The 21,289-nt window shown below is 55.4% G+C and carries 13 protein-coding genes; 9 read left to right on the top strand and 4 right to left on the bottom strand.

Going from position 1 to position 21,289, the window contains the following annotated elements:
* The first annotated feature begins 94 nt into the window (after window positions 1-94).
* From D2E25_RS05140 to D2E25_RS05125, 4 genes are all read left to right on the top strand, one after another.
* Window positions 95-1,528 (top strand): DUF6020 family protein, encoded by a 1,434-nt coding sequence (locus D2E25_RS05140; RefSeq protein WP_125980451.1) that lies wholly within the window; start codon window positions 95-97, stop codon window positions 1,526-1,528.
* A 102-nt stretch (window positions 1,529-1,630) separates the two neighbouring features.
* Window positions 1,631-2,653 (top strand): dTDP-glucose 4,6-dehydratase, encoded by a 1,023-nt coding sequence (rfbB, locus tag D2E25_RS05135; protein ID WP_125980449.1) that lies wholly within the window; start codon window positions 1,631-1,633, stop codon window positions 2,651-2,653.
* An 89-nt stretch (window positions 2,654-2,742) separates the two neighbouring features.
* Window positions 2,743-3,579 carry a hypothetical protein gene (locus D2E25_RS05130; RefSeq protein WP_125980446.1) on the top strand — a complete coding sequence of 279 codons (837 nt, stop codon included), beginning with the start codon at window positions 2,743-2,745 and terminating at the stop codon, window positions 3,577-3,579.
* Window positions 3,580-3,600: 21 nt separating this feature from the next.
* On the top strand, window positions 3,601-5,049 hold the full coding sequence (locus D2E25_RS05125; RefSeq protein ID WP_125980444.1) for a sugar nucleotide-binding protein: 1,449 nt from the start codon (window positions 3,601-3,603) through the stop codon (window positions 5,047-5,049).
* A 69-nt stretch (window positions 5,050-5,118) separates the two neighbouring features.
* Here the strand turns inward: D2E25_RS05125 and D2E25_RS05120 are convergent, their stop codons facing one another.
* Window positions 5,119-7,851 carry an ArnT family glycosyltransferase gene (locus tag D2E25_RS05120; RefSeq protein ID WP_125980442.1) on the bottom strand — a complete coding sequence of 911 codons (2,733 nt, stop codon included), beginning with the start codon at window positions 7,849-7,851 and terminating at the stop codon, window positions 5,119-5,121.
* A gap of 210 nt (window positions 7,852-8,061) precedes the next feature.
* Between D2E25_RS05120 and D2E25_RS05115 the strand changes: the two genes are divergently transcribed.
* Window positions 8,062-9,642, top strand: coding sequence for a hypothetical protein (locus D2E25_RS05115; RefSeq protein ID WP_125980440.1), 1,581 nt, complete (start codon window positions 8,062-8,064; stop codon window positions 9,640-9,642).
* Here the strand turns inward: D2E25_RS05115 and D2E25_RS05110 are convergent.
* Together D2E25_RS05110 and D2E25_RS05105 are read right to left on the bottom strand one after the other, a co-directional pair.
* A complete protein-coding gene (locus D2E25_RS05110) occupies window positions 9,623-10,759 on the bottom strand; it encodes a glycosyltransferase (protein WP_125980439.1) in 1,137 nt (378 codons plus the stop codon). The genes D2E25_RS05115 and D2E25_RS05110 overlap by 20 nt on opposite strands.
* On the bottom strand, window positions 10,756-11,769 hold the full coding sequence (locus D2E25_RS05105; RefSeq protein ID WP_125980436.1) for a glycosyltransferase family 2 protein: 1,014 nt from the start codon (window positions 11,767-11,769) through the stop codon (window positions 10,756-10,758). Before D2E25_RS05105 ends, D2E25_RS05110 begins: the two co-directional genes overlap by 4 nt.
* A gap of 105 nt (window positions 11,770-11,874) precedes the next feature.
* Here D2E25_RS05105 and rfbA point away from each other — a divergent pair, with 105 nt between their 5' ends.
* The 4 genes from rfbA to D2E25_RS05085 all read left to right on the top strand — a co-directional run bounded on the left by rfbA (window position 11,875) and on the right by D2E25_RS05085 (window position 19,303).
* Entirely contained in the window at window positions 11,875-12,768 is an 894-nt protein-coding gene (gene rfbA / locus D2E25_RS05100; protein WP_125980434.1) for a glucose-1-phosphate thymidylyltransferase RfbA, read from the top strand.
* Between the two features lie 210 nt (window positions 12,769-12,978).
* A complete protein-coding gene (locus D2E25_RS05095; RefSeq protein WP_125980432.1) occupies window positions 12,979-13,806 on the top strand; it encodes an ABC transporter permease in 828 nt (275 codons plus the stop codon).
* Window positions 13,806-15,086, top strand: a complete 1,281-nt coding sequence (locus D2E25_RS05090) for an ABC transporter ATP-binding protein (protein ID WP_125980430.1) — start codon at window positions 13,806-13,808, stop codon at window positions 15,084-15,086. Before D2E25_RS05095 ends, D2E25_RS05090 begins: the two co-directional genes overlap by 1 nt.
* 77 nt (window positions 15,087-15,163) lie before the next feature.
* Entirely contained in the window at window positions 15,164-19,303 is a 4,140-nt protein-coding gene (locus tag D2E25_RS05085) for a glycosyltransferase family 2 protein (RefSeq protein WP_125980428.1), read from the top strand.
* Window positions 19,304-19,684: 381 nt separating this feature from the next.
* On the opposite strand, the gene D2E25_RS05080 is transcribed toward D2E25_RS05085, so the two are convergent.
* The gene (locus tag D2E25_RS05080) at window positions 19,685-21,139 is read right to left on the bottom strand and encodes a lipopolysaccharide biosynthesis protein (protein WP_125980426.1); all 1,455 of its coding nucleotides are present in this window, start codon (window positions 21,137-21,139) and stop codon (window positions 19,685-19,687) included.
* Window positions 21,140-21,289 lie beyond the last annotated feature (150 nt).

Below are 21,289 nucleotides of genomic sequence, written 5' to 3'. Positions count from 1 at the left end.
AGTGTAACTATGTCCGTGCACAAGCGGGTAAGATATTTGAGAACTGGGCGAGCCGATAGCATGAAATTGCTATGACAATCAATGAGGTGAAGAAATGGATTCAAAGCGCCGTATGCTGTGGCGTTATTGCATTATGACGGCGATTTTGCTGATTCCTAATTTGCTCTGCTTATTTTTTGCGTGGCCGGGTTTTATTCAGGCAGATCATCAAGCAACTATCGCAAACATAATTACCGGTAATCCTTCTCAGTGGCATTCGCTGGTGTGGGGCTATCTGGCAGTACCATTTATGTACTTCACACCATCGTATGGTTTTTACGGATTTGTACAGATTGCTTATTTCGTAGTTGCCGTAGTGTTTTCTCTTTATCGCTTGGAACGAGCTGGTCTACTTTCTGCAAAAGCCAGCATAGTGGCATCGATATTTTTTGCGTTGTTCCCGACGTTCCTTATGTATAACTTGTTGTACAGTTCTGATCTCATTTTTGCGTACACGTTGTTGCCGCTTACTGTGATGTTGATTGAAATATCTATGACACGTGGAGAGGCACTGCGTCAAAATTGGTTCATCATCACTTTCGGACTGTTATTGCTTATGGCATTTGAATTACGTAAAAATGCCGTTCTGATTGTGGTGTTCGTTTTCATCATTTTTGTATTGCGATATTCCAAGATCCGCGCTCGGCTGGCTGTACTGTTTGCGGCGATTATTGTGATGATAGCTGCTTTCAGTTTTCTGTTTGGTACGGTGCTGCAAGCTCGTCCGTCCGCTTCGCAAGAACTGTTGTCAGTCCCCTCTCAGCAGATAGCTCGAGCCATCTACGATGGCGGTGATATCCCTGATTCGGCAGGTGAAGTTATCTATCAAATTCGCAGTAAGGAAGAGTGGAAGAATCGCTACGATCCCATTACAGCGGATCCCGAAAAAATGCACACTGCTTTGACTGTGGACTATGTTAAGGCATGGTTTGAAATTGGAATTCGTAATCCGAAATCCTATATTCGTGCGTATCTTGACCTGATGTACCCGTTCTGGCGAATTACTCCGGACCCAGGCAGCATTATGATTGGCATTGATTTCGCTAATCATGATGGTTTTACCATAGGTAAATGTAAAGATATTTGCAGTAAAGAATACTTAGCCCAGTTCCCGAATACAGAAACTGCGGCACAGCATTGGTTCGCCAGCCAGTATTACACGTATACGGGTTCGCATTTCCCATTGGTGGCAGATGTAGTGAATTATGTGCTCTTTAATCGTGCATTGCCATTGTGGACGATGCTTGTGGGCTTGTTCTTTGCTATTCGCAAGCGCATGGTTACTGATTACCTGACTGTGACCGTCCCGCTGTTTGCCACACTGATATCGCTGTTGTGCTTTGCACCGGTTCCTATGTTCCGTTACGCTGCCCAGATGTATTATCTGTTGCCGGCAGTCATGGTTTATCTGTACCGGATGAATCACGGTGACCTACAGTCACAGAAGCCACGCGCTAAATTACGCGGAGCGCATCAGACGGCAGAATAACAGTTTCTGAAGTTTAAGTAGATCAGGGGCGGTGAGTTATTTCTAAATAGCTCACCGCCCTAATCTGTGTGGATGCCCCCACCTCCTATTACGATGGAGCGTATGGCTGAAGAAGTGTTTACTCCCCATAACATCATCGTGACCGGTGGCTGCGGCTTCATCGGCTCGAATTTCGTTCACTACGTCTACAACAACCATCCCGACGTGCACATCACGGTGCTGGATGCGTTGACCTACGCGGGCAACCTCGAGAACATCAAGTCGATCCTCGGCGACCGCGTCGACTTCGTCCACGGCAACATCTGCGACGCTGAGCTGCTCGACAAGATCGTGCCCGGCCACGACGCGATCGTGCACTACGCGGCCGAATCGCACAACGACAACTCGATCGCCAACCCGGAACCGTTCCTCAAGACCAACGTTGAGGGTACGTTCCGTCTGCTCGAGGCTTGCCGCAAGTACGATGTGCGCTACCACCACGTGAGCACCGACGAAGTGTACGGCGACCTCGCGCTCGATGATCCGGCAAAGTTCACCGAGGAGACCCCGTACCATCCGTCGAGCCCGTACAGCTCCACGAAGGCTAGCTCCGACCTGCTCGTGCGCGCCTGGCACCGCACGTTCGGCATCCGCATGACGATCTCGAACTGCAGCAACAACTACGGCCCGTACCAGCACGTCGAAAAGTTCATTCCGCGTCAGATCACCAACATCCTCGACGGTTTGAAGCCGAAACTGTACGGCAACGGCTCCAACGTGCGCGACTGGATTCACACGGAAGATCACTCCTCCGCAGTGTGGACGATTCTGACCAAGGGTCGCCTGGGTGAGACGTACCTGATCGGCGCAAACGGCGAGCGCAACAACCTGACCGTGCTGCGCGACATCCTCACCGTGATGGGCAAGGATCCTGACGACTTCGACTGGGTGAAGGACCGCCCGGGCCACGACCGCCGGTACGCGATCGACTCGACCAAGCTGCAGACCGAACTCGGCTGGAAGCCGGTGCACACGGACTTCCAGAAGGGTCTCGAGCAGACGATCGCCTGGTACACCGAGAACCGTGCATGGTGGGAGCCGGCTAAGGCCGCGACCGAAGCCAAGTACAAGGCTCAGGGCCAGTGAACGCTGTAAACGTGTGTATATGAAAACGGCCGCCCCACAAGTGGGCGGCCCCTATAAACACGGTCCAGTGTAGTAAGGATATTTCGATAGTGCAAATCCAAGATGATGACGTTGCGCGACTGTTCAGCTCTGCGCGTCTTAAAGTGTATCGGGATTATGCGGTCAAGATGCTGTCAACCGGTACTGAGAATGGCGTAATCACCACGGCGACCTTGGATTTGTATCGATGGAATGTCAATATGTCGGCGACGATTATGGGATACGTTGCGTATGTAGAAGTTTTTGTTCGCAACGCTATCGATATGCAGTTGCGTCAATGGCTGCATGCCCAAGACGCCGTGCGATTAACAGATTGGATAGATATTGATTATGTCGATCCATTGAACAGAATTCGCCATTTATTAAATGGAGATGGTCGAGACCATTTAGAAGAGGCACGCGTTTCAGCTTTACGCAAGCAGCAGTCATGGCGTTCTGATCGTGCTCATCCCCGGCATGGTGATTCGGTTAATCGTAATGATATGTTTGCTCAGTTGACTTTCGGCGCTTGGGACGGCATGCTGCGCCAGGCTGGAAAAGATCCTGAATTGGCAGCGGTTTTGATGAACGCATTTCCGAACATACGTAACGCATGGGCTCTAGAGGAGCGGCGCATGCGCAACGCAAGACTTCCTGGTTCCGATACAGATGATTATATGGATCGTTTACGGAGAGAACTAGCAGATCGGCTGAAAAGCATTCGACTCGTTCGGAATCGTGCCGGCCATGAGGAAAATTTACTTAGAGTTGAATTCTCTAAGGTGCGTCGTGACATGTTGTTTGTGCTCGGCTCTTTAGGTGATGATTGCATCCGCTTAGCATTACCGGATTTAGCTGAGCCATTGAAGCGCGCGAACCCCTGCCAAGTTTTTGAACAGTATCAGTGAAATTAAGATTCGAGGTCAATCATGGATTTTGAAAAGGAACTGAAGGTCACGGAGACGAACATTCCAGGCCTGCTGGTGTTCGATCTGCCGGTGCACGGCGACAATCGCGGCTGGTTCAAGGAGAACTGGCAGCGCGCGAAGATGACTGCGCTGGGTCTGCCTGATTTCGGCCCGGTACAGAACAATATTTCGTTCAACGCCACCAAGGGTGTGACGCGCGGTATCCACGCGGAGCCGTGGGATAAGTACATTTCGATCGCCGCTGGCTCGATTTTCGGCGCGTGGGTTGACCTGCGCCCGGGCGAGAGCTTCGGCCAGGTGTTCACCACCCGTCTCGACCCGTCGAAGGCGATCTACGTGCCGCGCGGCGTGGGCAACAGCTTCCAGGCGCTCGAAGACGGCACCGTGTACACGTATCTGGTGAACGCACACTGGAGCCTCGAGCAGAAGAAGACCTACACGTTCGTGAACCTCGCGGACCCGGAGCTCAACATCCAGTGGCCGATTCCGCTGGAGGAATCCGAGCGTAGTGAAGCTGATCTGCACCACCCGATGCTCAAGGACGCCAAGCCGATGGCTCCGAAGCGCACGCTGGTGACCGGCTGCAACGGCCAGCTCGGCCACGCAATCCGCGCATACGCGGAAGCACACAACCTGCAAGGCTTCGAATACACCGATATCGACGAATTCGACTTCTCTGATCCGGCTGCGTACGACAAGTACGATTGGAGCCTGTACGGCACGATCATCAACGCCGGCGCATACACGGCTGTTGACAAGGCCGAAACCGCAGAAGGCCGCCCGATCGCATGGAAGGCGAACGCTCAGGGACCGGCTCTGCTGGCTCGCGTTGCCAAGGATCACCACATCACGCTCGTGCACGTCAGCTCCGACTACGTGTTCGACGGCACGGTCGAACAGCACACGGAGACTGAGAACTTCGCGCCGCTCGGCGTGTACGGCCAGACCAAGGCCGCCGGTGACATCGCCGTGGCAAACGCGCCGGAACACTACATTCTGCGTTCCAGCTGGGTGATCGGCGAAGGCCACAACTTCGTCAAGACGATGATGATGCTCTCTAACCGTGTGGCAGACGAGAACGACGCGCTGAACCAGGTGACCGTGGTCGACGACCAGTTCGGCCGCCTCACGTTCACCAAGGACATGGCTGAAGCAATCTTCCACCTGCTTGACAGTCACGCCCCCTACGGTACCTATAACCTGACCGGCTCCGGCGCGGTCAAGAACTGGGCTGAAATCGCTGCTGCTGTGTTCGAGCAGACCAACGGCAACGGCGACAAGGTCAAGCCGATTTCCACCGCCGAGTATTTCACCAACGCGAAGAACCCGGTCAGCCCGCGCCCGGTCCACTCCGCGCTCGACCTGACCAAGATCGAGCAGGCTGGCTACACGCCCGCTGATTGGGAGGAAAGCCTCAAGGCGTACGTGGCCAAGGAACTGGCGAAGTAAGACTGCCTAAGATTTAACGCAAAAGTGGGCGGGTGTTGCATTCAGCAGCACCCGCCCACTGTCATTGTGCTATGCGGCGATGCCGGTGAATCCGGTGATGGTGTTGGCGTAGTAGAGCACTGAGTAAATAAAACCGTCGAATACCAGCAGGATAATCGCGGTCAAGCAAATTGCCGTGCCAAGCTGCGTGAGCGGAACAACAGTGTCGGATGTCTTCGTAGCTTTATGCGATGTTGGGACTGTCTCTGCTGCTGCCGATGCGAGAACAGCATCAGTATCAGTATCAGTATCAGTATCTTTCTGTGAGAAGCATTGGCAGATCATCCACATAATCGCTAGTGCGAATACGGCGATCGCGCACAGGTAGTATCGGCTGGAAAACGCACCGGGGTATCCGTTGGTGTGGAAGCCTTTGAACGCGGAGATCGCTTGATACAACACGGTGAGCAGAATGCTGGTTTCAGCGATCAAGAAATACGTGCGTTGGCGGCTTTTCTTCATGAACACCATCAGTAGTGGTGTCAGGAGCACGGCCATTACTGCTACACGGTCGATCGAGTACAAAGGAATTGATGGTTTGCCCACGCTCGTGTTGCCAGCGAGCGAATGCCACCATTGCAGGAAACTCGTCGTGAAATACTGCGCGTACTGCCATACGCTCATCGACATTCGATGATTGACGTCGTAGTAGAACGTTGATTGCACGTAGCCGGCGAAGTCAAACTTTTGGAAGCTTGGCTGAATCGTATGGAATCGAGCAACTAACTTTGCAAAGTATGCGATTGGAATCAGGTAAATCGGCAGCGTAGCAAGGAACTGCCAGCGCAGCAGCGCCTGCTTACCGCGATGTTCCACTAGCGTGTAGATAATCACGCCAACAGCAATAAACCCGACGATCATTGCGGCGGTGATTTTGCTGAGCAATGTCATCGAAAGACCGATGGCGATGATCACATACGTGAGCAGACTGTACCGTTGCTCAACAAATCGCACGATACCAAGCACGAACACGGATACGGCGAGCAGCGTCATCGAGTCGTTAGACACGCCACTGATGGTGTAAATCAGGTTCGGTGGGCTGACCACCATCAGGCCGAACAGTAAGTGCAGTGCGGGAATCTTACGAATACGTGTAAGCCCGATATAGAACACGAGTGCAATACCCGCTAAACCAATCAGGAAAGAAATCGCGCGCATGCGGTTCAAACTGAACATGGCAAGTGAACCGTTAACGGTCATACCGCCGAGGAGTCGTTCGATTTGGTAGAACAGTGGCGGGTGACCAAGCCGGTTGAACTCGATCGGCTGCGAGAGGTCAAGCACGCCAACACTAGGCGCGGTATACACTTTCATGTCCGCGAAGTTCGGGATGATGCCGCCATGTTGCTTGAGAAACGCAATATACGACAAGTGCGCGTCCTCATCCGGGAACCCTTGCACATACCGCGTGTAAATCAGGAACTGGAAGCACGCGTACACACCCAACAGCACATAATTCACCGCGCACGCTGCTGTGCGCGCAATACCATGCAAGTAGCGGCCCGCACACCAATTAAACAGCAGCAGCACAAGCAAGACGATAATAATCGCAGTGATTGCAGCCTGATACGGGTAGCCAGCGTACCCGACCGCCAAGTTCACATACGTAAACGACGGTGCAGATGCAGATTGATCACTCGTGCTGTTCATGCCGGTTGTGCTCGCTGCCGTCAATGAATCCACTGGGCTCGCGAGCTCAGCGCCTTGGAAGCGAACTGTTGCTGGCTGATCATCGAGTTTATGAATAGTGATCGTGAACGTTTGACCAGCCGCATGATCAGCTGTTACCGGAATAACCGCGCGCAGAGCGTTCGCATCACCACTCAACAATTGCGGCGTAAGCATACCGTTGTACAACACCGCGCCAGACGATTGCTCAGTAACAGTAATCAGGTACTGATTGCGGAATTCACGCGAATTCACAAACGTCGTACTGTAATTCGCGTTACCAATATCATCCGGATTCACCGAATACGCGTACGAGACTGGCAAGCGCAGATCACGTAACTCATCCTGCTGGGCTACAAACGATTGCGTTAACTCATACGGTTCCGCGTTATCAATATCCGTGGTTTGCGAGAATGCGTACGAATACTGGTAGGTGAGCGGCTGCTTCACCAGCCACGTGTTCGCCAAAAACCCGCCAATCAACAGCACTACCACCGTGCCAAACGCAACATACCGTCGATCAAGCGCACGCAATACACTCACACGGCACAACGCAATCACATACGCAATCAACAGCAGTGTCAGCAGAAACAGTTTCGTCTCCGAACGAAACGCAATCGTTCGCTCAAACTTGGCAAGCCTCTGCTGGTCCAGCGTAAACGAGCCCCGCTCACCATCAGCATGAGAGCCCGCAGTAAACGCACTGCCATCAACGCTCGCAGCCGTATACAACGTACGATCACCCACCGCGACGATCGCATCAAGACGCTGCAACACTGCTTTCGAACTAGCGGTTGCGATAACCAGTGAAGCAGAATCCACATTCAGTGAATCCACACGAATATCAGCCGTGCCGTTCACTGGGAACGCGCTCTGCGTCGCCGAACTCGAATAGCCAGGATTGTCATCAAACCGAAAAACCACCTGCTCAGACGCCGCAACGCTATTGTCACTGAACACCGCCACATAATGCACATTCACCGGCTGAAAACGCCCCACACCCACAACAACTGCCAACAGCGCAAACACGATGGTAACTGCGGCAACACGATGCGCAGACGCTAGCGCGCGAATCTTCTGCAAAACGGATGTCATACCTAGGTCTTCCCGAACCGCAATCGGCGCTGCCGACGGCCTTATCTGTGTGGACGTTCACAGTATAGTAGTTTCCCGCACGTTTCAATGGTTGCTCTGTGCGAGGCTGGCCGGTGCTCAACGGTTGAAAAATCAAGTATTTACCGCACAAGTATTTACCGCGCCTAGAAGCACGTAACCGTGTACGCTATCCGTGTGAGGATAAACAGTATGGCAGCACGTGGAACATCCGTTGACTCTCAGCAAACAGCGCGCGGGAATCGTCATGGGGCGTCGCGAACGCGTATAGGAAACGCGGGTTTACTGTTGTTGGCTGCCGCATTGTTGCTCTATTCCGGCAGTGACCTATGGCAAAACATCGCGTGGCCGCCGTTCTTCAGCTTTGATGAAACGTTGGAAATTGACTACGTGTACCAGCTCACGCAAGGCCATTTACCAACGTTCTTCGGTGGCGCGGAATTCAACCCGTTGCATCTCACGTATCCGTTTGACGTGCAATGGCGTTACCAGCATCCGCCAATGTTTTATGCGCTTGAGGTACCGATTTTTCTACTGTTTGATACGCTCCACCACCCGATTCGTGGCATTTGGGCTATGCGCCTGCTGGTATGGGTGATGGGCGTGACGCTGATTGTTTGCTCCCGGTGGGCGGGCAAATGGGTAATCGGCCGCGAATGCTTAGCGGTTGATCTGGTGCCGCTGATCGTTGCGGCGAATCGTTGCCTGCCATCGGTGGTGTTTAACTACACGCTGGCGAGCTTGTGGGTGACGTTACTGATTGGCATGACAGCAAAGCTCGTGCGCACGCTGGCGAGTGGTGCTGCAGGCGGACGTGGCGGCGTAACAATACCGCGAGGCAGTCTCATCGCGTGGTGGCTCATCGTGATTGGAGCGCCGCTCACTCGTCTGTCTACGATTCCGATCATGGCACTGTGTCTGCTGATCGTGTTCATCGCAGCACTCGCGTTCGGTGGCAGTGGTCGCCGCCGTGTGCGCGGCGTGCTCATGCTCGACATCATCCCCGGCATACTGGCAGTCTGCGGATCTGCATGGTTCTACCTGCGTTTGCACGCACTGTCCGGCAACTTCACTGGCTCCCAGCCCGAATGGTCAAGCACGCACTTGCAGCGCGATACGCATAAGTCATTTATCGCCTCCCTATTGAGTTCGGAATTCTACAAAAGCGCGATGTCGCAATATCACAACGCTGCAGTGACCGCCACGCGATTCGGCTGGGCGTTCGTCCTACTGCTGACTATCATTCCGCTGGCTGCTGGCATTATTGCGTTGATCGTGTGGGCAGTGCGCTCAATATTGGGCAGTGTGCCACGTGTTGCCGCTCACGCCAAAACGCAAGCCGATAGCCGAGCCATTGAACGCGGTCAGGCTATCGCGAACCTGCTCATGGTCGTACTGCTCGCCTGCGCGTTCGGCGGCACAGTATTGCAACAACTGCTGTTTTACGTGCAAGGCGGCAGCGCCAATGCTGTGTATTTCAGCCTGATTTCTATCGTGTTCGCGATTGTGATCGCTTGTGGATTCACTTGGCTACCGAGCCGCCGGTGGGTTGTTCGTACGGTGATCTGCGCATGGCTCACGTTGAAGATCGCTTCACTGCTTTACGAAGCAAAACTCAAATGGCCATTCGCCCCCGGCGGCACGATGGAGCATGCTGCAGCCTTTTGGCAGCCGATGACTTGGCTGGCATTGACCGTTGCTTGCGCGGGCGTGACGATAGCGATTGCCACAGTGCTGTTGAACAGGAGCAACGCTACTGCTCAGACTCAGTGATGTATGCGCGCTTGCGATTCTGCACCCAGGTGGCCAGAGACTCGGCAACCTGGGGAGCGGTGAATCGTTGCGCGGTAGCGAGCGCGTGCTGCTGAGCGGCGTGCAACGCTTGCGCGTCGCTCAGCAGATGCTCGATCGCGTTGGCTAGTGCGTGCGCGTCGCCAGGCTTCACATACACCACGCCATCGCCAAGCATACGGCGTTGCAGCGCAGTATCACTGGTGATCACCGCGCAACCGGCAGCCATTGCCTGATACACCTTGTTCGGTACGACATGCAGGCCTTTCGGGGTCGTGGAGAAAATACCCAGCGAAATAGCATGACGAGCAACTTCAGCCGGAAGCTGCTCCGGCTCCATCCACGGGATCAACGTGACGTTGCTGAGCCCGTCAACAATCGAGCGCACCTGTTCGAAATCCTGCCCGCTGCCGATGAGCGTAACTGGGGGAGTGATACCGCGATCAGCCAGCTCGCGCACCGCTTGCGCGATTACCGGCGCGCCTTGCAGCGGCGTATACAAGCCATAGAACACAATGCCTTCGCGGCTGGAGGATGCCGTTTTCTCGGCCGCTTCCCCAGCTGCATACCATTCGTCAGGCGCGCCCACGGGGATGACCATGCCGTTGACACCGCTTGGCAGCATCGCCCGATGTTCCTCAGTGTCCATGATCGCCAAATCACACGCGCCAAGCGCCATACGATCCAGCTGGTTGAGCAAGCGGACTTTGAGCCCTCGCGCGCCGCGATCTTTTGCAGTATCGCCAGCGAAAATCAAATGATCCAATGCGATCGGCACATGGCGGAACACGTGCCGGGCCAGCAGCACATCAAAATGCCCCATATAGCCAACCAAAACCGCATCCGGGCGGCCGTTCGCGCGCATCCACGCGCGTGCATCCCGGCGCAGCGCGCGCCACAAGCCGAGCAGATTCCATGCGAAACCAAACAGTTTCCAAAGTTTCTTGAGAATCTCTACGCGCTGCGCGGTTGACAACGTCAGCGGATGATTAATCTCCTCAACTGTGCAACCATTCGCGCGCAGACCATCAATCAAAATCCCTACACGCGGATGTTTGCGCACGTTATACGTGCCAAACGCGAGCACGCGCGGCTTCACTTGAGATCCCCAGTCGGCTCGCCGTCGTATCCGCCGTACTCGTCCTGCTGGCCCCAAATCGTGCGCGCCTGCAGCGAATACTCCAGTTCTTTAGTGCGTTCGAGCTGATCTTCCACCAGTTTGCGCTGAATACGCTGCACTTCAGAAATAATTTGCAACGCAATGCAGAACGCTGCGAGCAAAATCAACGCCACGCCAGCCAACATAGACTGCACGTGACCGGCCGAATCACCCGAGAAGAAGAACACCAGATAGCGCACGAACGGAATTAAGCCAAGCACGCCGAATACAATCGCCGCCCACTTGAAAATCACATTCGATTTGAACATCAGGAAGCTGCGAATAATCGCGCCGCCCGACTTCGCCATATGCTCAAAAATATTCGAAAACAGGCGCGATTCGCGCGTTTTCGGATTCGTTGTAATCGGAATACTCGTAATCGCAATACGCTTATTGCCCGCCTGGATAATCGTCTCCATGCAGTAGCTGAACTCAGTGACGATGTTGAGCTGCAGCAGCGACTTCTTCGAATACGCGCGGAAACCACTCGCCGCATCTGGAATATGCGTACCCGCAGCCTTGTTCACCACCCACGAGCCGAAATGCTGCATGAGCTTCTTGAACGCAGAGAACTCCTTGATTTTCGCGGTCTGACGGTCACCGACGACAATCTCCGCCTCATGGCGCACAATCGGCTGCACCAAGTCAGCAATCGACGCGCTCGGATACTGATTATCGCCATCCGTATTCACCACGATGTCAGCTCCATGCTTCAACGCATAGTCAACACCATCGCGGAATGCGCGCGCCAAGCCCATCGGCTTCGCGTGATGTACCACGTGGCGAACGCCCAGTGAACGCGCCACTTCAACAGTGCGGTCTGAACAGCCGTCGTCGATGATCAGCAGCTCAATATCATCAATCCCTGGGATGCTGGTCGGCATCTCCTTCAATACCAAGGGGAGGGTTTTCTCCTCGTTCAAGCATGGAATTTGTATGAAGAGACGCATAGGGGTTCAAGCACCTGTTCGGTATAGGGTTACGATGGTTCAGTTATCACATCATAGTAGGAGACGCCAACAGCGCACGGCTGGGCAGGGCTTGAAAGAGGTTATATGAAGGGCATTATTCTTGCGGGTGGCTCGGGTACGAGACTGTACCCGTTGACGACGGTTACGTCGAAGCAGTTACTGCCGGTATATGACAAGCCGATGATCTATTACCCGCTCAGCGTGCTGATGATGGCCGGCATTCGTGACATTCTTATCATTTCTACGCCGAAAGATCTGCCGAACTTTGAGCGCCTGCTCGGCGACGGCTCGCAGTACGGCGTGACGTTCTCCTACAAAGTGCAGCCGAGCCCGGACGGCCTCGCGCAGGCGTTCATTCTCGGTGAGGAGTTCATTGACGGTGAGCCGTGTGCACTGGTGCTCGGCGACAACATCTTCTACGGCAACGGCTTGGGCAAGACGCTGCGCCGCGCTGCCTCCGTGGAGCATGGCGCGACCGTGTTCGGCTATTACGTGGACGATCCGGAACGTTACGGCGTTGTTGAATTCGACGAGAACAAGAAGGCGATCTCCATCGTCGAAAAGCCGGAACACCCGGCCAGCAACTATGCGGTGACCGGCCTGTATTTCTACGATGAGCGCGTCACCGAGTTCGCTAAGCAGGTTAAGCCCTCCGCGCGCGGCGAGCTGGAAATCACTGATTTGAACAAGATGTACCTCGAAGATGGCACGCTCAACGTGCAGACGCTCGGCCGCGGCTACGCGTGGCTCGACACTGGCACGATGGACTCGCTGTACGAGGCTGGCGAGTTCGTGCGCACGGTTCAGCGCGCACAGGGTCTGCCGATCGCCGTGGCGGAGGAAATCGCCTACGAGAACGGTTGGATTACGCGCGATGAGCTGATGGAAGCTGCCATCAAGTACGGCAAGAGCCCGTACGGTAAGCATCTGAAGGATGTGGCGGAGAACAAGATCATCGCCCGCCCGGCCGATCTGTGATCGAACGATTGCAGATCACTGTACATTCCTACAGATAGCAAAAGATAGCAATACTAAACCGCCGCGCGTCAGCGATGCTCATACCGCTGGCGCGCGTTCTGTTGCCGTTTCCACCGTGGCTTCATCATGACACTGATAGTCGAGGCGACCTGTGGGCTTTCCGCGGCGGCTGGTAGAATACCCCGAGTCCTTCGATTCTAGGAGCGTCATTTGAATATCACGGAAATCTTCACGCGGAAGAACTGGGTGCTGCTCAAGGCGATGGTCAGCACCGACTTCAAACTCCGCTACCAGCAGTCCGTGCTCGGATATGTATGGTCGGTGCTCAAGCCGCTGATGCTGTTCGCCATCATGTACCTGGTGTTCGTGCGATTCCTCCGCTTCGGCGCGGACGTGCCGCACTTCGCAGTCGCGCTGCTGCTCGGCATCATCATGTGGAACTTCTTCAACGAGACCACCACCGGCGGCATGATGTCGGTGGTCGGGCATGGCGATCTGCTGCGCAAGATCCACTTCTCGAAATACGTGGTGGTCATCGCCTCGTCGATGAGCGCGCTGATCAACTTCGGCATCAACTTCGTGGTGGTCATCATCTTCTCGCTGTTCAATGGCGTACAGCTGAGTTGGACATGGCTGCTGATCCTGCCGATCGTGCTTGAGCTGTACATGCTCTCGCTCGGTGTGGCGTTCTTCCTGAGCGCCGTCTACGTGAACCTGCGCGATCTCAACCCGATCTGGGAGGTCGTCATGCAGGCCGGTTTCTACGCCACCCCGATCATCTACCCGATCTCGCTGATCGCCAGCAAGGCCGGGGATCTCGGCCCGCTGTTCGCACGACTCGACCTGATCCTCAACCCGGTCGCGCAGATCGTGCAGGACGCGCGCCACGTGATGATCGCCCCCGAGAACCCGACCATCTGGGAGTGGGTGAGCAACCCGTTCCTCAAGGTGTGGCCGATCATCTTCACCTTCCTGATCTTCATCGGCGGACTGGGCTACTTCACCGCCAAGTCCAAGTATTTCGCGGAGTTGGTGTGATGAGCAAGAGCAATAGGAACAAGAGGACGAATACGAAGGCGACCGCCGCCCCCGTGCGCAAAACCGCGCAGGGCGCCCCCGCCGACCGTCCCGTCGCACTCAAAGTCGACCACGTCTACAAGAGCTTCAAGCTGCCCACCGAGCGTGCCGGCAGCCTGAAGAACACGATCTTCAACTGGATCCGAGGCATCCGTGGCTACCGCATCCAGGAAGTCCTCAAGGACATCACCTTCGACATCCGCCAGGGCGAATTCTTCGGCATCGTCGGCAAGAACGGCTCCGGCAAGTCGACGCTGCTCAAGCTGATCTCGCAGATCTACACACCCAACTCGGGTACGATCACCACGAACGGCAAGCTCGTGCCGTTCATCGAACTCGGCGTTGGCTTCAACCCGGAACTCACCGGTCGCGAAAACGTCTACCTGAACGGCGCGATGCTCGGCTTCAGCCGTGACGAGATCGACGCGATGTACGACGACATCGTCGAATTCGCCGAACTGGGCGACTTCATGGAGCAGAAGCTCAAGAACTACTCGTCCGGTATGCAGGTGCGCCTCGCGTTCTCGGTGGCTATCAAATCGCAGGGTGACATTCTCGTGCTCGACGAGGTGCTGGCCGTCGGCGACGAAGCGTTCCAAAAGAAGTGCCAGAACTATTTCTTCGAAGCTAAGCGTCAGAAGAAGACGGTGATTCTGGTCACCCACTCGATGCCTGATGTGCGCCGCTACTGCGATCGTGCAATGTTCATCCAAGACGGCCGCATCTCCAAGATTGGCGACCCGGATGAGATCGCCGACGCGTACTCCGACTCCTTCTTGCCGCCCAAGACTGCGGCGCAGATCGCTGCCGAAAAAGCTGAGCGTGAAGCGCAGCGCAACGTTGTTACGGTCAACAATGTGGATATTCTCATCGACGGTGAACCGCAGAAGTTCTTGGCCGAGAAGGAAGATTTCACCATCGCTCTAGATTTCGCGTGCGATCGTGATATTCAAGCGAAGAACCTGTTCATTGACATGTATGACGGCCGTAATGTGCCGGTACTGTCGTTCCCGCTCTCCATGGATGAGCACGTGAAGATCGCCGCTGGCGATCATGTGGCTCATGTCAAGGTACGTAACGTGCTTGCCTTTGGTGACTTCCGTATCAATATCGCGTTGCAAAGCGATGCGGAACGCTTGACCGTGTGCGAAAACGCCTGCCGATTCCACATCAAGGGATTCGCAGCCCCGGTGATGAGCGTGATTAATCCTGAAGAAGTCGTTGATATTTCAATTGACTGAGCATTTGACTGAACTGACTGACTGAACGTTCGACCAGCTGCAGAGCCGGTCGAGTATGACTGGAGTGAGGAGACCGAATGTATTCGGTGCTGGGTACACATACCTACCAAGTGTCCATCGAGTCCATCCAGACCATCAGCGCCGAAGGCCAAAGCCGTACGGTGGTTACCGGTTGGGCTGTAGACAAGCTGCGCAAGCGTGCGCTTGATCTATCGCTTGAGAAAGATGTGGCCGGTCGCATTCAACTATTGCGCTCCGGGCGCCCCGATCTCGAACCCGTGTTCGGCATCGACACGCATGAGCAGACCGGTTTCAAAATCATGTTGCCGGCCGGCATGAACGCGTTCACGCTGTTCTGCGATACCCCAGGCAAGCGCATTCCTAAGCGCATTGATATCAAGCGCGTGCACACCAAGCTGCAGATGGAATACTATTCGATCCGCTTCCGTCAGATGTCCACGTATGTGAAGCACGCGTGGACGCCGCAGGGTATGAAGGCGCTGATGGGCGCGGTGAAGCGTCGCTTTGTCAAGAAGCAGAACTTTTACGAATCCTGGATTCGCCGCAATGAAACCATGACGGCACGCGATGCGAAGCCGATTATTGACGCCTTCGAGCGCAATCCGCTGATTTCTATCGTGACGCCGGTCTACAACGTTGACGAGATTTGGCTGCGTAAGTTCATCGAATCCGTAAAAGCCCAGTGGTACACGAACTGGGAGCTGTGCTTGGCAGACGATCACTCGCCTTCCCCGCACGTGCGCCCGCTGCTCGAAGAATTCGCCGAGTCTGACCCGCGCATCAAGGTCACCTTCCGTGAAGAAAACGGCCGTATTTCCAAGGCTACAAACTCCGCAATCGAGCTGGCTACCGGCGACTACATCGGCTTTATGGACAATGACGATGAGCTCGCTCCGCAGGCTCTGTTCGAAATCGTCAAAGCGCTGAACAAGCAGCTGGATATCGATTTCTGCTATTCCGACGAGGATAAGATCAACGAAAACGGCACGCGTTTCGACCCGTTCTTCAAGCCGGACTGGTCACCGCATCTGCTGCTCGGCCACAACTACATCACTCACTTCGTTGTCGTTTCGCGCGAACTGATCGAGAAAGTCGGCCCACTGCGCCCTGAATTCGATGGCAGCCAGGATTATGACTTTGTACTGCGCGCTACCGAGCAGGCTCACCACGTGCATCACATTCCGCAGATGCTCTACCACTGGCGTACGCTCGCCAGCTCCGTGGCGGGCGACCCGCGCAGCAAAATGTACGCGTATGAGGCTGGTCTCAAGGCGATTGAATCGTCGCTCGAACGCCGTGGCATTGACGGGCGCGTGCGTATGCTCGACAATCTCGGCACGTACAAAATCGATTATCGCTACGAGCAGCAGCCGACTGTTGCTGTACTCGCTAGCGGATATTCGCAAGCGCAGTTTGATCAGCTTAAAGAACTGACCGACTACCCGGGCGCACGCTTTGTGCGTATCGAAGGTGCAAGCGGCGACGCTGCCACAATCGAGCAGTTGAATAAGGCAGCCGCTTCGGCAACCGAACCGCTGCTGATGCTCATCGACGGTGTTAAGCCAGCCAGCAAAGACTGGCTGCGCGAAATGGTGAACTACGCGCACGACGTGTCCGTTGGCGTTGTGGGCGGCAAAATCATGGATAAGCGCAGCCGCGTTGTCAACGTTGGTGTTACGTTGCGCGCGCTGAAAAGCGGTCAGCCGTTCGAAATGCGCGGTGACTGGGATGAGGGCATCGGCTACTACTTCCGTGATCTCTTGCCGCGTGACATGTTCGCGGTGACCGAGGAATGCATGCTTGTCGGTCGTGAAAACTTCACGCAAACCGGTGGTTTGAACGGTAAGTTGAAGCCGGGCCTGCGCGGTATCGACTACTGCGTGCGCGCACTGGAGCAGGGCGGTTTGACGACGCTGTTCCAGCCGTATTCCGTGTTCACTGACGTGAAGCGTGACCATATTACGATCGAGCCGAAGGATTCGCTGGCATATTTGAAGGCTCATCAAAACGTGCGCGACCCGTTCGCGTCCATTTGCTTCCCTGCAGATTACGCAAAGCAGGAAGGTATTAAGTGCACGGTGGACCGTACTGAAGTTTCGAGCGACGGTTCCACGGTGACCGTAACCGGTTGGGCTGCTGACCTGCACGGCAATGAGGAAGTGGAGATTACGCTGGGCTCCTCCCGTTGGGCGAGCTTGCGTGACTTGCAGCGCCAGGTACGCCTTGACGTGAACGTGTCTAACCCGGTGCCGGGCGATGCTGTACTCGGCTTCAAAGCGGTAATCGCCGTGCAAGGTGGGCGTAAGAATCTCGGGCGTGAAAAGCTCTCGCTCGTCTTTTCTACGTCTACTGATCGTAAAGAACAGCAGCTTGAGATCGTCGCCTCCCCGGTGCTCGCCGGTCTGATCTCCTTCATGCGCAAGGTCGCTCTGCTGCGCCACCCGCGCGCCACGGCAAAGCGACTCGTCGAAAAGTATTGGGCGCCGCGCTGGCAGAAGCGCGCATATCAGAAGCTCATCGCGCGCACTGAGCGTTACGATGTGCAAGCTGTGCGCCGCGAAATCAAGTCGTTCGCGCATCAGCCGCTCATCTCGCTGGTGGTTCCCGTGTACAACGTGGACAGCCAGTGGCTTGAAAAGTGCGTGGACTCGGTTATGGACCAGTACTACACGAACTGGGAGCTGTGCTTGGCGGACGACCACTCCACTAAGCCGCACGTGCGCCCACTGCTTGAGGAGCTTGCCAAGCGCGATCCGCGCATTAAGGTCACGTTCCGCGAGGAGAACGGCCATATTTCGCGCGCCTCGAACTCGGCGCTTGACATCGCAACCGGCGAATTCGTAGGCCTGCTAGACAACGACGATGAGCTCGCTCCGCAGGCGCTGTACGAGGTTGTCAAGGCTATTAATGAGAACCCTGATCTTGACCTCATCTACTCTGACGAGGACAAGGAAGACGAGAACGGCAACCGTTCTGACCCGCATTTCAAGCCGGATTACGCGCCCGACCTGCTGCTGAGCACGAACTACATCAGCCACTTCGGCGTGTATCGCAAGAGCATTGTTGATGAAATCGGCGGTTTCCGCGTCGGCTACGAGGGCTCGCAAGACTACGATCTTGTGCTGCGTTTCATGGAGAAAACCAGCCCCGAGCGCGTGAAGCATATCGCCAAGGTGCTCTACCACTGGCGTATGCTCGCCACGTCTACGGCATCCAGCGGCAGCGCGAAGAGCTACACGTCTGACGCGGGCTTACGCGCATTGCAGTCCGCGATGGAACGCCGTGGTGTGAAGGCTGAAGTCGTGTGCGCTGGCCCGAACGGCATTTACAACGTGCGCCGCGAGATCGCCGATCCGGCGCTCGTCTCCGTGATTATTCCGACCAAGAACGGTTACGACAATATCGAACGTTCTGTCAGCTCGATTATCGAGAAGACCGAATACAAGAACTACGAGATCATCATCGCGGACAACGGCAGCACGAACCCGCACATGTTCGAGCTGTACAAGCACTTCGAAGAGCAGTTGGGTGCTGACCGCTTCCGCGTGGAGGAAATTGATATTCCGTTCAACTTCTCGCGTATCAACAACCTCGCCGCCAAGAAGGCGCGCGGCAAGTACCTGCTGTTCCTCAACGACGACACTGAGGTGATTGCCCCGCAGTGGATGACCTACATGGTCTCCTTCGCGCAGCTCGAACGCGCTGGTGTTGTGGGAGCGAAGCTGTATTATCCGACTGAGACGATTCAGCACGCTGGCATTGTGCTCGGCTTGGGCGGCGCGGCTGGCCACATCCAGGTGGGCTTCCCGCGCAGCTACCTCGGCTACTTCGGTCGCCTGATTGAAAACGTGAATTATTATGCAGTGACCGCCGCGTGCTGCATGATCAAGGCCGATGATTTCAACGCTGTTGGCGGCTTTGATGAAGCGTTGGCTGTCGCATACAACGATGTTGATTTGTGCATTCGCGTGCATGATCAACTCGGCCGCGACAACATTTGGGCGCACGAAGTTGAGCTGTACCACTATGAGTCGGTGACTCGTGGCTACGACGTGGAAAGCAAGAAGAAGAAAGCGCGTCTCGACCGTGAGGCCGCCAAGTTCCGCGCTAAGTATGCTGCGATCGTGGCGAACGACCCGTACTACAACCCGAACTTGTCGCGTACATCCGGCAACTTCTGGGTGCGTACAAAGTAGTCGGTGCTGCTAGGCGGAGTCAGCTAGTCGACTAAGACTGGCTGAGGTGGACTACTGGCCGGCCGGAGGTTTTGCACTTCCGGCCGGTTTTTGTTTGTAGATAAGCTCGCTGGCTGTCTTGCAGTTACTTTGTTGGCGTAGCTTTGTGCCCCGTATCCGCGATTTCGTCGATTTCGCCGATACGGGGCACGGCTTGATAGTCGTCGCCGTGGCCAAGTCCATCTGTGAGTTTTGTAAAACCGCGAAATTCCAAGGCTTATAGAGTGTTATGGTGCTGCTTCTTACACCATTCTCCGTACTGAAAAGGGGTGACGCGTGCCCCGTATCCGTAAAAATGCCGAAAATCAAGTTACGGGGCACATCTACGAGCCCTCCGGCCACTCACCCGCGCTTGAACAATGCTTTGAGGTTACGCAGATCGGCAAATGGGCCGATCTTGGCAATCAGAGCCACGCCCAAGTACACGCCGTACAGAGCCGCGTACAGTACTGCAAGAATCAGCAGGTTATCGGTGGGTGCAAGGTGGAATACCGCAGCAGACAACGCTGCCAACACCACGTTTGCGCCCAGTACTATCCACGAGCGGCGGCTAATGGGGGCGCCGGCCGTCGCGCGCACGCGCAGTAGCGTTGCCAGCATCGCCAAGCCGGTGCATGCCATGCTCGCTAGCGCGATCGCGGAAATGCCGCCATACGTAGCTGCCGCGATGAACAGCGGAATCGTCACCACCAGCGACACTATTGACAGCGCGTCGGAGAAGCGGCTCGAACCGAACGAGTTCAACGCCATGTTGAGCAGTACTGTCATGCCCATAAAGAAATTCGAGAAGGTCAGCATGCTCAGTGCAGGCGCGGCTACGCGGAAGTCAGCACTGTAGAATGCGGCCAGCAACGACGAGCTCGATGTCGAAATAATGACACAAATCGGCAGAATAAACGTGAACGCGAGCATTACGAACTCTTGCATGCGCTGCACTGCATCCGTGCGCCGGCGCTCGCCGATCAGCTTCGCCAGCACCGGTAGGCTTACCGTCGCGAACGCTTGCAGCAAGTAATAGGCGATCTTGCCGAAGTTCATCGCGCCCGTATAGTAGCCGGCCATGGCCGCCGGGCGAACCGTAGCTTTAACGACGAGCGTATCCATGCTCAACACCAGCGAAACCATGATGAAGAAGAACGAGAAACTCAGCGTATGCTTCGCAACCTCGCGGAATGGAATGCGATCGGCGCGGCGCTCGCGGAACGGGGCATGATTGGCGGCTGCGAGCAGTGTGCAGCCCAGAAGAATCGTGAACGCTACGGCCAGAATAAAACCGACCTCTACGCCGAGTACTGGATCATCGCGGAACACGAAGATAATCAGGGGGATTACGCCCAGTTTGGCAATTGGGTACACCGTGCTTAGGAGCGCACTGGTGCCAAAACGTTGGAGGCCATCATTAATGCCGAGCAGAATCACCTGCAAGCCGTTCACCACGATGAGCCCGGCAGCAACGCGGAAGTAGAAGTCCAGCGAATCATCGCCAAGTATGGTGCCAAAAAGCGGGGCGCCGAAGAAATTAATGCAGAAGAATATGGCGATAACGAGCAGCTGGAATGCTGTTGTTTTTGCAATAACATCGCGTATGTCGTAGCGGCGGCGGGAGATTTGACTAGCGAGCGACTGGCGAGCGCCGTTTGAGACGAACATGTACTCGAAATCCAGTACGGTGATAATCGTGCCGACAATGCCATATGCGGCTGGCGGCATCGTGTTGCCTAGAAAGTAGTGGAGTGCGTATCCGCTAATAAAGAACATGACATTGCTGAGCAAATTCAATATCAGGCCGCGTTTCATCCGCTTCTTCCATTCTTCTGCCGTATTGTTTGGTGTGTTCGATTCGCGTTGATTCAGCGTTGGTTTGGCATTGATTCAGCGTGAGTAGCACCGAACCAAACGGAATCGAATCGGCCCGGGGCACGTGTGTACCCCGGGCCATCATGCCAT

Origin of the sequence: Bifidobacterium goeldii, assembly GCF_003951095.1 — a bacterium.
Taxonomy (GTDB): domain Bacteria; phylum Actinomycetota; class Actinomycetes; order Actinomycetales; family Bifidobacteriaceae; genus Bifidobacterium; species Bifidobacterium goeldii.
Note: the sequence above shows the minus strand (reverse complement) of the source record. Positions and strands in the feature narration are given on the sequence as shown.

Coding starts and splice junctions, on each gene's coding strand:
- D2E25_RS05140 (WP_125980451.1), top strand. CDS start 95: ATGGATTCAAAGCGCCGTATGCTGTGGCGTTATTGCATTATGACGGCG.
- rfbB (WP_125980449.1), top strand. CDS start 1,631: ATGGCTGAAGAAGTGTTTACTCCCCATAACATCATCGTGACCGGTGGC.
- D2E25_RS05125 (WP_125980444.1), top strand. CDS start 3,601: ATGGATTTTGAAAAGGAACTGAAGGTCACGGAGACGAACATTCCAGGC.
- D2E25_RS05120 (WP_125980442.1), bottom strand. CDS start 7,851: ATGACATCCGTTTTGCAGAAGATTCGCGCGCTAGCGTCTGCGCATCGT.
- D2E25_RS05115 (WP_125980440.1), top strand. CDS start 8,062: ATGGCAGCACGTGGAACATCCGTTGACTCTCAGCAAACAGCGCGCGGG.
- D2E25_RS05105 (WP_125980436.1), bottom strand. CDS start 11,769: ATGCGTCTCTTCATACAAATTCCATGCTTGAACGAGGAGAAAACCCTC.
- rfbA (WP_125980434.1), top strand. CDS start 11,875: ATGAAGGGCATTATTCTTGCGGGTGGCTCGGGTACGAGACTGTACCCG.
- D2E25_RS05090 (WP_125980430.1), top strand. CDS start 13,806: ATGAGCAAGAGCAATAGGAACAAGAGGACGAATACGAAGGCGACCGCC.
- D2E25_RS05085 (WP_125980428.1), top strand. CDS start 15,164: ATGTATTCGGTGCTGGGTACACATACCTACCAAGTGTCCATCGAGTCC.
- D2E25_RS05080 (WP_125980426.1), bottom strand. CDS start 21,139: ATGAAACGCGGCCTGATATTGAATTTGCTCAGCAATGTCATGTTCTTT.